This is a genomic window from Bacillus crepusculi (assembly GCF_014764715.1).
In the GTDB taxonomy this organism is placed as follows: Bacteria; Bacillota; Bacilli; order Bacillales; family Bacillaceae; genus Bacillus.
On the sequence record NZ_JACXXE010000002.1, the window covers coordinates 283,937 to 297,308 of the forward strand.

The window sequence follows — 13,372 nt, forward strand, 5'->3', positions numbered from 1 at the left end:
GTGGAACATCATATAATTTAATGATGAATATCACTCGCTTGTAAGGAAATGAAGGAGAGTAAACGAATGGCGCTGGAATCTTATAAGTCCGAAAATCTTCATTTAATCAAGGAAGCCTTAGACTATACTCAGGTTGGCCTGACGGTGACGGACCCGTCTTTACCTGATAATCCTTTAATATATGTGAACAAGGGCTTTTTAGATATGACAGGCTATCAAGAAGCAGAAGTACTAGGGAAGAATTGTCGTTTCCTGCAAGGGGATGAAACTGAGCAAAACGCTTTACAACAAATTAAAGCAGCCATTGAGAACAAAGAGGCTGTTACTGTTCAGTTGAAAAATCACAAAAAATCTGGACAAATGTTTTGGAACGAGTTAAGTGTGGCTCCTCTTTGGATTGACGAAAATGAAGGGAAACGTCTTTATTTCGTTGGTCTGCAAAAAGATGTCACGAAAGAGAAGGAACAGCAGGAGCTTCTTGAGCAATCGATTGATGAAGTGCTGAATATCTCTGTCCCAATTGTTCCGGTGAAGGATGGTATCTCAGTGTTGCCGATCATTGGTACGTTAACAGCGCCAAGATTTGATAAAATCATCTCAACAGTCTCCACCTATATCTCTCAATCCAAGGATGATTATTTTATTGTGGATCTATCTGGTTTATTAGAGGTGGATTCATTTGTGGCAGATGCGATCTTTAAGCTGAATGATTTGATTTTAATGACTGGCACTGAACTGATTGTGACAGGAATTAAACCAAATCTTGCGATGAAGATGGGAGAAATGAGAGAAGACTTCCGTGATTTGAATACACATATGAATGTGAAATCTGCATTGAAAAAGCTGCAAATTTAACAAACTGCTTTCATACATATGAAATGAAAAAAGAGGACTTTTCATCAAACTTGAGAAAAGTCCTCTTTTTGCTGCGATTATGATGATTGAGCTGCCGCACTTAATGTGAATAAGTCTTCTAGTTCGTTCGTCGATAGCTCTGTAATCCAGCTTTCACTTTGGATGATTTGATCATTTAATGTTTGTTTTGTTTCGAGCATTTGATCGATTTTCTCTTCGATCGTGCCGGTTGTGATCATCTTATGGACGTGAACAAATCGTTTTTGTCCAATACGATACGCACGGTCTGTCGCTTGGTTTTCCACAGCAGGATTCCACCATCTATCATAGTGAATGACATGATTTGCTGCGGTTAGGTTGAGTCCTGTTCCTCCTGCTTTTAAAGACAGAATTAAGATGTTGAACTCTTTCTTCTGGAAGCGTTCCACCATTTTGTCCCGATCCTGTTTTGATAAGCTGCCATTTAAAAATTGAACAGGTTCTCCAAACATTTTCTCCGCTAGCTTTTTAATCATGTTGCCCATTTCGATATATTGCGTAAAGATGAGGCAGCTTTCTCCTTGTTCATGTATCGCTTTTAACAGTTCTGCTAATTTATCCATTTTTAATGAACGTTTCAGCAGCTTCACATCTGTCCCGCTTTCTTTTAAATAAAGAGCAGGGTGATCGCAAATCTGTTTGAGTCTGCCGAGCATGCTTAAAATAATGGCTTTCCGCTGCATCCCTGTTAATGAAGCCATATGTTCGAATGTATCCTTGACGAGCTGTTCATATAAAGAAGCCTGCTCAGCGGATAGTGGGATGAATTCTTTTTCTTCTAGTTTCTCAGGCAGATTCAGAGCGACCTCTTCATCTTGTTTTGTTCGTCTTAATAAGAAGGGCTTGATCAGCTGCTGCAGCTGTTCAATTCTTTTTTCTTCACGATCTTTTTCGATCGGAAGAACGAACTTCTTATGAAAGCTGGTCAGGCTGCCGAGATACCCTTTGTTGACGAAGTCAAAAATGGACCAAAGCTCTGTCAAACGGTTCTCCATCGGTGTTCCGCTGAGGGCAATATGATGCTGCCCTTTTAATTGTCTGATCGCTCTCGATTGTTTCGTATGGGCATTCTTGATGTTCTGGGCCTCGTCTAAACAAATGGTGTTCCAATTTGCTGATGTCAATTCATCACGATCAGAATGTGAGAGTCCGTAAGACGTTAGGACAATATCTGTTGACTCGTATGCTTTTGTAAAATGCTCACCTTGTGGACGTGATGGCCCGTAATGCAAGGCGACATTTAAATGTGGTGCAAATGTTTCAAGCTCTCGCTGCCAGTTTCCTAAAACTGAGGTCGGCGCAATGATGAGAGATGGAGCGGCATTTTGCTCTTTCTCCTTCAAATAGGTGAAATACGCAATCATTTGAATCGTTTTTCCAAGTCCCATATCATCTGCTAAGCAAGCCCCAAATCCATGCGATCTTAAAAATAAAAGCCAGTTCACACCGTGCTGCTGATACGGGCGCAGTGTGCCTTTAAAGGACTCACTCATTTCGTAGGAAGGCAGCTCATGTGTATCATTTAATTGATGGACTAGTCCTCTTAATTGAGACGAAAGTTCAAATTGAATATGGGCAAATGCCGAACTATCCAAAAGCTCTGGGATGGCTTCAGAGGATGCCTCTTGATCTGCCAATTCACGTGACAGGATATCAGACATGTGAAGCCCTTCGTTTTCGGCACGCTCCATCCATTTTTTCATTTGCTGGATGAAGGTTGGATCTATTTTGATCCATTGTCCGCGAATATTGACAAGGCGTCGTTTACTTTGGACGAGCTCGTTGAACTCATCTTCTGTCAGCTCAATGCCATTTGTGGCAAAGCGCCAATTAAAGTCCATTAAGGCATCCATTCCGACATGCGATTCGCCTCGTGGTGTAGATGAAATCCTTGCTTTTAGCATCATTGTGCTTTCTTTGACGATTTGCCACCAAGATGGAAGCAGAATCTCAATGCCCATATTGACAAGCGTTTCACTTGCTTCAGATAGGAAAAGCCATGCTTCTTCTTCTGACATGAGCGTCGTGCCAGATGAGAAAGAGAGCCAAGGAACAATTTGGCTGAAACGCTCCAGCTCTCTTGAAATTTTTTCTTGATACGGACGCCAAGATTTTTTTAATGAACGGTTGCCTTCAAAAAAGTGAAGGTCGCTGTTTTTTTTATCGCGCAAAAACAATTCGATTTTCCAATCATCTCCGTCGAAATCCGGTTCGTTTAAGCGCAAGCCGACAGTGAAAGGCGTCTCATCATCGATCCAGCCAATCGTTTCCAAGAAATCCTGCTCATCTAAAAAATGTCCTTGGAAGGATGAAAGTGCAGGCGATTGTGCAGTCATGCGGTTCCACTTGTGCTGCAAGGCATCATCATATTGAATGTAATCCTGCACCGCAAAGGAGAACCAATCAGCCGTATAGCCATCTAATAGGCCTTCTTTGTCTTTAAACCGTAGTACACCTTTTGTCCATGCCTCGTAATCGGGAACGAAATCTTCATCCTCAATGAATTCATAAATAGTAGAGGCTGTTTTCATCAGTGGTTCGGTTTCATCTGTTAAAGTCACGTGACTAAAGGTATTAAATGAGTTTTTCCCTAGCAGTTCAACGGTCATCCAAGGGCTTAATAGGAAGGCAGGTGTGCCAATAAAGCTCACATCCTCTAAAAACGTTCCGTAAAAAGAAGATTCGTGCCATTGGAAAAGCTGTCTTTTCATTTCATTAAGCGGAACAGGGTGTCCGTCCTCTGTTTGCGCTGAAACGGTGAAAGAGAAATCTTCTGTTTGCTCTGCATGAATGACAATTTGTTTATGGCGTGTCATCAATCAATTTTCCTTTCTTCATTTCCTCTTGGAACGCACGCAGCCGTTTCGTTGAATCTTGTAGCTGCTTCACATATCTTTCCCAAATCGCGGTTTTTTTCGTTTTATGATAAAGCGTACGCAGTTTCTTTAGCATTTTCACAGATTCCCGGTAAGCACTTCGATTCTTTTGGTCGAGAAGTAGTGAGATTTCACGGTGGTACGATGGAATGAGCGCTTCAGGCTCCTCCTTTGCAATCTGTTTGATCAAATCCTTCTCGAGTTCACTGATGGAGAAACCAACAAGGCTGTGAATCTCAATCCATTCTGTATATCGCTGCTGTGCATATAAAAGCTGACTATATTCCGTAAACGCATAGGGCATGCAGATTTGGAGGTACCGTTCATATAAATGATGATCCTTCGTCTGCTTAAAGTACGCATCTAAATAAAAGAAGAAATCACTGACGGCTCCTCGCAGTTCTCTGTAGGAAAGATCCAGCTGGCAATATTCCTCTATGAGATATGTGATCTCGTTATACCAGAGCTTGAGTCGTTTCCAGTCCTTGCGGTTTGTGAGATCCTTTAGCCAATTAAGCACATTTGGCAGCATATTTGCACTAAGCAGCTGTAATTGCTGAAAGAGCCTTTCGTCTTCTTTGAGCAAATAATCCATGTGCATGAGCCCGATGGTACGTTCAACCGTTTGTTCTTGCTGCTGAGCGTTCTTTAGTAATTCTGTTTCTTTTTTAACCCATTTCCCTCTATTTAATATGGTTCCCCAAATCTCCATAAAGACCGATACTCGCTCATGCTGGAAGGGTCCGCCTATTTGAAGAAGTGTCCGAACGGCAGTTGGTGTGTTTTCAAGAAACGGATCGAGGGAAAAGGAAAGGGCGTATGTCTTCAAATGATCCACTGAATCAAAAATGGTGTTCATGAGCTGCTCTACATATGGATTCAAGGAATAAAAGTCCTTTTCGGCATCGAGCCGACCAAGGTCAATCAGCTCATGGAGCCGTAACCACACATCGATAGACGTATGAATCGCATACAAACTCTTGAATTCAGGTGAAGCAGGTGCGTGTTTTTTCAGGACCGATAAATAACCGTAATACACATGCTGTGGTGTTTGCTGATGCTTCGGTGTCCGTTTCAGCCAGAGATTAAATTCCTCTTGGAAAAAAGTCAGCCAGCTTTGGAGTGATTGTTCGTCTGGGCGCTTCACTTGGAAGTGCTGGCGAATCAATTCTTTGCTGCGCTGTAACTCATCCTTTTCTGACCAATTTTCTGTAAAGCCGGTCACACTCTCTACTTGAGCGTATAGCGAAAAGAAGACAGCGAGAATGTGTTTGCAAAGTCCATCAGCTGGACATGAGCAGCTGCTTCTTACTGGAAACAGCACATGAAGTTGGACTCTTGCTGCCACGACATCATGTACATAAGCTGACCATTCAGTATCAGACTCTTGCTTGAGACGATATACGCTGTCCTGTCTATAAGTAATCAATGCTTTTTTGATGAGTTGCTTGTTTTCATCTGTCGCAGGAAGAAGTTCTTTGATCTGTTCGGCTGTTTGTTTGATTTCTTCTTCGTTGAAGTCGTGCTGAAGCATTTGATCCGCTCCTAACCAAGTAAAAGATTCCAATTCTTTTATTATAGCTCAATGGTGATTTATAAAAAAGTTTTTCATGAAAATGGTCATAAATTTCAAAAGCTGTCGAATGATGTATTAGTGTATTGCATAAACCAACCATACAGCATATAATAATGAAATTAGTGGAATTGAAAGGATACAGACATGGATAATAAGGGTTTAAATCAAGAAGAGTTTTTAAAGATTTTGATGTACGCTCATGATATTGGTGAAAATTCAAATGATGTCACAACAAAAGAAATGCTTGAAAATTTGATTGCTCATATCCGAAATGGTCTTGTTTCATAAAGTGACCCCCTGCTAGTGACAGCAGGGGGTTTTTGTATGCTTTTTATGAATGGAACGAAAGCTTCCGGCATACGATGACATTACAAGCATAAGGAGTATGGGAGCTGATGGTGTCATGGATATTGCGATAGCGGGCTGCGGGTATGTGGGGCTGGTCACGGGGGTGTGTTTAGCAGAGGCAGGGCATGATGTGGCGTGTATTGATATTGACCACCGAAAGGTCTTGCAGCTGAAGCAGGGAAATCCTTCGATGTATGAACCGGGGTTAAAAGAGCTGCTGAAACGGAATCTTGAGCAAGGACGAATTCATTTCCACGTGAATGGAGCGGCAGTCTACCCGGGGGCTGATGTGTTAATGATTGCAGTAGGCACCCCGCAGCAGGCAGACGGTCAAGCCGATTTGCAGTATGTGTTTCAGGCTGCAAAAGAGATGGCCATAAAAGCGAAGCCAGGTGCAGTGCTTGTGGTAAAAAGTACGGTGCCTGTCGGAACGGGTGATCAACTCGATCGTTTGATTCATCAAGAATTAGGACGGAATGAGCCATTATCTATCGCATCTAATCCAGAATTTTTACGGGAAGGGTCCGCCATTTCAGATACTTTGAGAGCGGATCGGCTTGTGATTGGGGCGGAAACAAAAGCCGTATTAGACCAGCTAGAGGCTATGTATGCTGATTTCCACCTTCCCGTTGTGAAAACAGATCGTAAAAGTGCAGAAATGATCAAGTACGCATCAAATGCTTTTCTTGCGACAAAGATCAGCTTTATGAATGAAATTGCTTCGATTTGTGAAAAAACAGGTGCTGATGTTGAATGGGTTGCGCAGGGAATGGGACTCGATCAGCGGATCGGTTCTTCGTTTCTCAGGGCGGGCATTGGCTATGGAGGTTCTTGTTTTCCAAAGGATACAAATGCACTTGTCCAAATCGCAGGGCATGTGTCCCATGATTTTGAGCTATTGAAGGCTGTGATCAAAGTGAACAATGAGCAGAAAGCTAGTTTTATTCGAAGTATTCAGGAGCGGCTAGGGCCTAATCTGGAAGGACAGCGAATTGCACTTCTTGGTCTGTCCTTTAAGCCAAACACAGATGATATGAGGGAGGCGCCATCGATCCCGATCGCTCATGAGCTCCATCATTTAGGCGCGGAGCTGGTGGCCTATGATCCTGTTGCCACTTGCAAAGCAGCCCGCGAACTGCCTGATCAAGTCTTTTTTGCTCAAACCATTGCAGAAGCGATAAAGGATACCCATGCGGTCTGTATATTAACAGAGTGGGCGGATATACAGGCTTTCCCGCTCTCGGCCTATAAGGAATGGATGAGACAGCCGCTCATTTTTGATGGGCGAAACTGCCATACGCTGGAATCGGCAGAACGAGCAGGGGTCGAATATCATTCAATCGGGCGCAGACCGGTTTCTCCTGTTTATATGTAAACGAAAACCGATAACAGATGATGTTATCGGTTTTTTATTAATGCGGCAGAATGAATCCACCATATAAAAAGGCAGCCAAAATGAGAAAGGCAGGGTGCATTTTGAATTTGGTCATAAAGAAAAAGGCGATTGCGGCAATAGCCAGCGATTGAGTCCAGCCAATGGCTTTCACTGCATCTCCGCCGATTTCCCATGTTAATAAGAGCATCATCATCGCAATGACAGGCTGTACGGATAAGGTCATGCCTTTTACGACAGGAGATTGGCGAAAGCGGTCAATGAGCTTGAGCAATAAAATCAATCCAACAGCGGACGGTAGTACAGTTGCAAGCAGTGCAACGATAAAGCCTGGCCAGCCCATGACATCATAACCCACATATGCCGCAATTTTCGTAGCGATTGGCCCTGGCAGTGCATTGGCTAAAGCCAGTATATTGGAGAATCCTTCGTTCGTCATCCAATGAAAATGATTGACGATTTCTTCATAATTAAGTGGGATCGATGCAGGACCTCCGCCATATCCTAATAGATTGGACAAGAAGAATGCCCAGAATAAAAAGAGAATCAGCATCATGAAGACACTCCTTTCTCTTTATTTGTTCGATTCCAGCGTTGTTTCAGCTTGAAATGAAAGGCGCCATAGCATAAAAAGATGATCACAATGATTCCTGGATGAATGGATAGCACCTGAAGCCCGATAAATGCAAGAAGAAACAGAGCGACACCGAAGATCATCCCGAAGCCTTTCAGTGTTTTTTGTCCGAATTCATATGCCATGATGCCGAGCAGCACGGCAATGACTGGTGTCACAGCGCCAATCATATTTTGAATGATTTGTGAGGAGCTTAAGACGCTGACAAGTGTGACAAGTGCCACCATGGCGAGACAGGTCGGTAAAATATGAGCAGCAGTTGCGACAATTGCGCCGCTAGCCCCTTTTAAACGATAGCCGAGGTATGCTGACATTTTAGTGGCAATCGGACCAGGTAATGCATTGGCGATGGCGAGTGTTTCTCCGAATTCGTCATCATTGATCCATTGATATTTCACTACCGCCTCATGACGAATGAGCGGTATGACGGAAGGTCCTCCGCCAAAGCCGAGAATGCCGGTTCGCACCATAGCGATGATAAGTTCGATATATGATTGCAAGTGGTTCAACTCCTGTCTACAATTTCATGCCCATGCGGCTTTTGTATCGTTTAATGAGCATCTGGCAGTCGACACTGACGACGCCATCAAGTGGATATAGCTTTTTTGTCAGGAATGTCTCCATTTCCTGTTCATTTTGAAAAATGCCATGCATATGCAGCTTGCTTGGTCCTGTCATATGATAAAGGCTTGTGACAGCTGTTTCCTGCTCAAGCTGAATGGCTACTGCTTCTAAAAATTTCGGCTCAACCTCGACATTAAAGAAGACAGAAACATGAATACCGATCTTCGCGGGGTTAATGACAGCAGTGAAACGCTCAATCACACCCGCTTCAATGAGCTGCTGAATGCGGGCTTGCACGGCAACACGTGAAAGACCGACTTGTTTCCCTAGATCTGTATAAGACATCCGCCCGTCCTCGTGTAATAGGGATAAAATCTGTTTATCTCTATCATCTAATGTTAAGTTCGGAATGCTATAGTCGTTTGACACTGTATGACCACCTTTCTTCTGTTGATATTCTATCATATTTTATTTCGAATAGAATGATTGATTTATCATTTGCTAACGAAACGAAAAAAATATGAGTGATAAATAGTCTTTTTGCACAAAAAAACACCCCGTGATTACCGGGGTGTCTTCATTTTATTGATCTGGGCTGCTTTCCGCACTAGCAATTTGCTGTGCAAGGTCAGCTCGGTCAATGTCTGCTTGGAAGAATTCCTGCGTATTCGGCAGGTGTAGATTCATATGACGCTTTTGAGAAATTCGGATGGTGACTTGATCAACGGTGTAATCAAATACGTGCCCGCCGACGCGTCGATCATCATCAATAAAATGAAGGTGATAGCCACTCACCGCAATGCCATGTGCGTACTGAGGTGTACGGAAGCCTGCAATCGTTCCTTGTATATCCTCGAAATCGAAAATAGGCTGTGACTTGACTGCTTCCACCATCGGAACGTAAGGTTTTTCCTGTTTTTCGACCGTGCGGGTTTGAACCTTTTTGAATGATCCATCAATGCGGATCGCATAAAAAATATTTTTACTTGGTAAAATGCGGTCGATTTCTTCTTCTAGCTCTTTGGACGTCATAGGTGTATCAATTCGATGAACGATATCTGTTTCAAAGAATGCTAGAGAGCAGAATGGTGAATAATCTTGATCGGTGACCGGTGTCGCTGTTCCATCCGAGCGCAGTCGATAAAAAGCGCCATCAAAGCCGATCAGTTCTCCATCTAATTGATTGAAAGTACCAATGCCGAAATCACCGTGCTTGGGAATATGCGCGAGGGAGAAATCTCCATCATATACGGCTTCCAGCAAAGAGGTCATCGTCGATACTTGATAGACCTCTTGCTGTTTGGCATGCTGTCTTGTGTCGCTGTGTTGATTCATTGGGTGCATCATACCCATATCCGCTCACTCCTTTAATGTAAAGTATGGACGTCTTATCTGACGTTCAATGTGTGTGTTTCGCGAAAGACTTCGGGCCATTTTTGGCTGGCGAGGTCTCGGTTGTCTTGATAGTCGATCGGGATATCGATAATGACAGGTCCTTCTATGTTTATACCCTTTTGAAGGACGGTTGAAAGCTCTTCAGGTGAGTTGACACGTAATCCAGTCGCTCCAAAGCTTTCCGCATATTTCACTAAGTCGATCTGTCCGAATTTAACGCAGGACGTGCGGTCATATTTCATTTCCTGCTGGAACGCTACCATATCATATGTGCTATCATTCCAAACGAGATGAACGAGATTTGTTTTCATGCGGACGGCTGTTTCTAACTCCATTGCAGAGAAGAGAAAACCGCCATCACCTGAGACCGAAACGATTTTTTCATCTGGATTCAAAATAGAGGCAGCAATCGCCCATGGTAATGCTACGCCAAGTGTTTGCATTCCGTTACTGACTAGGAATGTGTTCGGTTCATAGACGCGGAAGTGACGAGACATCCAAATGGCGTGAGATCCGATATCACACGTGACCTTTGTGTCATCAGGAAGCAGGCGTCTCAATGTATGAATGACATCCAGCGGGTGAGATAGATGACTTTCTCTTTCTGGTGCTTTTTCGATATCGTTTAATAGCTCCTGTAAATCAGTGACTAATTCTATTTTCTCTTTGGATAGAGAAAGTGGAACACTGTCATGGGCTAGGTGCTGGACGGTTTCAGGTATGCTGCCCACAAGCTCAAGCGTTGGCTCATAAAAATGGTCAATATCCGCCTGCATGTCATCAACATGAATGATCTGGCGCTGCTGTGGCTGAATATTCCAATACTTTGGATCATATTCGATCGGATCAAAGCCGATGGTCAAAATAACATCTGCTTGTTCAATGAGAAGATCTCCCGGCTGATTACGGAATAAACCGATTCTGCCCACATATTGAGATTCGAGCTCTCTTGAGAGAACGCCGGCTCCTTGGTACGTTTCTACAAATGGGATACCAAGTGTTTTCAATAATTCTCTTGTGGCGTGTGCAGCAGCTGGCCGGCTAGCTTTCATTCCCACAATGGCCACAGGTAAGTGTGCATTTTGAATTTTGGCGATGGCCGAACTGATGAGAGCATCCGGTGCAGGACCTAGTTCTGGAGAAGGGTGAGCAGACACTGGTGTTTGTGTGGTGTGTTCTGTCACGACATCTTGTGGAAAGCTGATAAATGCTGCTCCAGCCTGCCCATTTTGTGCCGCGCGAAAAGCATTTGTTAATGCTTCTGGTATATTGCTTACGTCTTGTACTTCAACGCTATATTTTGTCACTGGTTTGAATAATGCCGCATTGTCGAGTGATTGATGAGTTCGTTTCAGACGATCCGCACGGATGACGTTTCCAGCGATTGCGACAACAGGGTCACCTTCAGTATTAGCTGTTAATAGACCTGTCGCTAAATTAGATGCACCAGGACCTGATGTGACGAGACAAACGCCTGGTTTGCCAGTTAAACGGCCGACAGCAGCTGCCATAAAGGCTGCATTTTGTTCGTGTCTGCATAGGACAAGCTCTGGACCTCTGTCTTTTAATACATCAAATACGGCGTCAATTTTTGCACCTGGAATCGCAAAAACATGGGTCACACCTTGAGCGATCAGCGTATCGACAATCAACTCTGCTCCTCGTCTTGTTAGGGGTTGTGCTTGAGAATTCATTTACCCCGCACTCCTTTCGGCAAGTAAAATTTTTTATGAAAATATATTTTCATGATATGATTTACTATACATTTCACAAAATAAAATTTCCAATATATGTTTAACGTAGTTTTAATATGTTTCACGAATAAGTGTGCGAGGAGTGAAAGGATGGAACTGAGACATTTGCAGTATTTTGTCACAGTAGCGGAGGAGCTGCATTTCGGTAGAGCGGCCGCACGGTTGAATATGACACAGCCTCCACTTAGTCAGCAAATTAAGCAGTTTGAGGAAGAATTGGGGTTTCCTTTGTTTCACCGGTCTAAGCGGGTGGTGGAGCTAACAGCTGCTGGGAAGGTCTTTTTACATGAGGTTCGGGGAGTGCTGCATCAGCTTGATAAAGCCGTTGATCATGCCCGTCATACAGCAAGAGGGGAGCTTGGGAAGATTATCATTGGTTTTGTTGGAACAGCGACGTATGATATTCTGCCACCAGTTGTACGTGAATTTAGAGAACTGTATCCCTCAGTCAGTATTGAATTGATGCAGCTTTCTGTCTCGCAGCAGCTGCGGGCACTATTGAACGGGGAGATTGATATTGGGTTTTTACATCCTACATCACCGCATGAAGAATTGGTTAGTCGTTTAATGAAACAAAGTGAATGTATTTTTGCGATTCCGAAAAATCATCCACTGGCGAAAAAAGAAGCAGTCACCATTGAAGATATTCGTCATGAGCCCATTATTTCTTTATCAAAGGAATCATGGCCATCTCTTTATCAGCACTTTATCCTAATATGTGAAAAGTACGGATTTTCTCCGAATATCGTGCAGGAAGTGGCGGAATATCAAATGGTCATTGGCCTTGTCACAGCAGGTATCGGCATTGCGGTCATACCAAAATCGACTCGGCGTTTATTTAACCTAGATGTCGTGTATCGGTCGATTGAGGATGAACAGCTTTTGGCGGAATGGACCATTTCCTATAGACGAGAAAATCATAATCCTGCTTTATTTCATCTTGTCCACCATATCCTGCATCGCGCGGAGCCCAAATAAGAGGCTGAGAGAAAGGGATATGGTATGATGTCGTTACATAAAAAGGAGGCGTGCCTGAAGTGATTACATTACAAATGGATCAGCTGTCACGAAAAGAAGCATATAAATTATTATCTGGTTCCATTGTTCCAAGACCGATTGCTTTTATTACAAGTCTGTCAAAAGAACATGTCGTCAATGCCGCACCATTTAGTTTCTTTAATGTCATTAGCGGACACCCGCCGCTCATTGCCGTTTCCATCGGACGCCGCCAAGGAGAGATGAAACATACGGCGCAGCATATCATCGACAGGGAAGAGTTTGTTGTCCATATCAGTGATGAAGCGATGATAGAAGATATTAATGAAACAGCTGCTACGTTGCCGCAGGAGGAGAGTGAGCTGGATCGAACTGGTCTTCATCAAGTAAAAAGCCAAGTCGTTTCAGTGCCGGGGATTAAGGAAGCGCGTATTCGCTTTGAATGTCAGCTGGAAAAGCATCTGACCTTTCAAAATGATGAAGGGGAGATCACGGTCGATCATATCATTGGACGGGTTGTGTGTGCGCATTTAGATGAGGCTGTCTATGATGCGGAAAAAGGATATATTTCTACTAATGAATTAAAGCCAGTCGCACGTTTAGCAGGAAATGATTATGCCCATTTAGGGACGTCATTTGTGCTGAAAAGACCAGAGTAATAGGAAAAACCCCCGAGGGGAATCGGGGGTTTTTCCTATTATTCCTTTGTTCTAATTTTAAGAAATAACCGGTTAAATTGCTGAAACAATAATTAGAAACCAGTCCTGCGCATTATTTCTATATATAAACAAGCAGCAATTCTCTGAAATTGTCCGTTATATCATACTGAGTAAGATCATGTCGATGCAGAGAAAATATTGATTTAAACAGATACATCACAAAAAAGAATAAGGTGAATGTTAAAAGATCTGAACAGCAATGACAGATAAATTCAATACTATA

At 43.2% G+C, this 13,372-nt stretch carries 12 protein-coding genes; 5 read left to right on the top strand and 7 right to left on the bottom strand.

Annotation, left to right across the window (positions count from 1 at the left end; translation table 11 throughout):
• Positions 1-66: 66 nt before the first annotated feature.
• Positions 67-855 (top strand): YtvA family blue-light photoreceptor, encoded by a 789-nt coding sequence (gene ytvA, locus IEE86_RS05435; protein ID WP_191096296.1) that lies wholly within the window; start codon positions 67-69, stop codon positions 853-855.
• Positions 856-932: 77 nt separating this feature from the next.
• Here the strand turns inward: ytvA and IEE86_RS05440 are convergent, their stop codons facing one another.
• Complete coding sequence (locus tag IEE86_RS05440; RefSeq protein WP_191096297.1) at positions 933-3,710, bottom strand: DEAD/DEAH box helicase; 2,778 nt, start codon at positions 3,708-3,710, stop codon at positions 933-935.
• The gene (locus tag IEE86_RS05445) at positions 3,697-5,304 is read right to left on the bottom strand and encodes an SWIM zinc finger family protein (RefSeq protein ID WP_191096298.1); all 1,608 of its coding nucleotides are present in this window, start codon (positions 5,302-5,304) and stop codon (positions 3,697-3,699) included. The genes IEE86_RS05440 and IEE86_RS05445 overlap by 14 nt, the downstream gene beginning before the upstream one ends.
• A 186-nt stretch (positions 5,305-5,490) precedes the next feature.
• On the opposite strand from IEE86_RS05445, the gene IEE86_RS05450 reads away from it, so the two are divergent.
• A complete protein-coding gene (locus IEE86_RS05450) occupies positions 5,491-5,634 on the top strand; it encodes a YwzD family small protein (RefSeq protein ID WP_003214884.1) in 144 nt (47 codons plus the stop codon).
• 115 nt (positions 5,635-5,749) lie between these two features.
• Positions 5,750-7,069: a UDP-glucose dehydrogenase family protein gene (locus IEE86_RS05455; protein ID WP_191096299.1), complete on the top strand. Its 1,320-nt coding sequence runs from the start codon at positions 5,750-5,752 to the stop codon at positions 7,067-7,069.
• A gap of 37 nt (positions 7,070-7,106) precedes the next feature.
• Here the strand turns inward: IEE86_RS05455 and IEE86_RS05460 are convergent, their stop codons facing one another.
• The 5 genes from IEE86_RS05460 to alsS form a co-directional block, all read right to left on the bottom strand.
• Complete coding sequence (locus IEE86_RS05460; protein WP_191096532.1) at positions 7,107-7,640, bottom strand: chromate efflux transporter ChrA; 534 nt, start codon at positions 7,638-7,640, stop codon at positions 7,107-7,109.
• Positions 7,640-8,221: a chromate efflux transporter ChrB gene (locus tag IEE86_RS05465; RefSeq protein WP_263479568.1), complete on the bottom strand. Its 582-nt coding sequence runs from the start codon at positions 8,219-8,221 to the stop codon at positions 7,640-7,642. The genes IEE86_RS05460 and IEE86_RS05465 overlap by 1 nt, the downstream gene beginning before the upstream one ends.
• 16 nt (positions 8,222-8,237) lie before the next feature.
• Positions 8,238-8,714 (bottom strand): chromate efflux transcriptional regulator ChrS, encoded by a 477-nt coding sequence (locus IEE86_RS05470; RefSeq protein ID WP_191096300.1) that lies wholly within the window; start codon positions 8,712-8,714, stop codon positions 8,238-8,240.
• A 153-nt stretch (positions 8,715-8,867) separates the two neighbouring features.
• Positions 8,868-9,638 carry an acetolactate decarboxylase gene (budA, locus tag IEE86_RS05475; RefSeq protein ID WP_191096301.1) on the bottom strand — a complete coding sequence of 257 codons (771 nt, stop codon included), beginning with the start codon at positions 9,636-9,638 and terminating at the stop codon, positions 8,868-8,870.
• 35 nt (positions 9,639-9,673) lie between these two features.
• Complete coding sequence (alsS, locus tag IEE86_RS05480) at positions 9,674-11,374, bottom strand: acetolactate synthase AlsS (protein ID WP_191096302.1); 1,701 nt, start codon at positions 11,372-11,374, stop codon at positions 9,674-9,676.
• 150 nt (positions 11,375-11,524) lie between these two features.
• Between alsS and alsR the strand changes: the two genes are divergently transcribed.
• Together alsR and IEE86_RS05490 are read left to right on the top strand one after the other, a co-directional pair.
• Positions 11,525-12,412 (top strand): acetoin biosynthesis transcriptional regulator AlsR, encoded by an 888-nt coding sequence (alsR, locus tag IEE86_RS05485; RefSeq protein WP_191096303.1) that lies wholly within the window; start codon positions 11,525-11,527, stop codon positions 12,410-12,412.
• Positions 12,413-12,471: 59 nt separating this feature from the next.
• Positions 12,472-13,089 carry a flavin reductase family protein gene (locus IEE86_RS05490; protein WP_191096304.1) on the top strand — a complete coding sequence of 206 codons (618 nt, stop codon included), beginning with the start codon at positions 12,472-12,474 and terminating at the stop codon, positions 13,087-13,089.
• Positions 13,090-13,372: the final 283 nt, after the last annotated feature.